The organism is Bacillus sp. SIMBA_026 (assembly GCF_046535335.1).
Classification (GTDB): domain Bacteria; phylum Bacillota; class Bacilli; order Bacillales; family Bacillaceae; genus Bacillus; species Bacillus velezensis.
The window spans coordinates 1-240 of sequence record NZ_JAWRWX010000442.1 but is presented as its reverse complement, the minus strand read 5'-3'; the positions used below and the strand labels follow the sequence as shown (position 1 = coordinate 240).

General features: G+C 69.2%; 1 protein-coding gene. It reads left to right on the top strand.

The window, feature by feature from the left end; genetic code table 11:
- A partial coding sequence (locus SB847_RS22100) for a hypothetical protein (RefSeq protein ID WP_410578890.1) occupies window positions 1–240 on the top strand: 240 nt, incomplete at both ends.

Below are 240 nucleotides of genomic sequence, written 5' to 3'. Positions count from 1 at the left end.
GTCGAGCAGCTCGCTCAGTTCACTCAGCTCGGGGCCGAATTCAATGCCCTGGGCGACAAGATCGCTCGGGCCGAGTCGGCCGAACGTGCCGCCGCGGCCAGTGCGACGCCGGTCGAGGAGGGTGCTCAAGGCATCAACGGGCCGCCCCGTGTCGCTGGCCCCTATGCAGCCAAGCCTGTCCCTGGGGCCAACATGGCGCAAATGGTGCGGGTACTGGCCGCCACCCGGGGCGATCAGCAC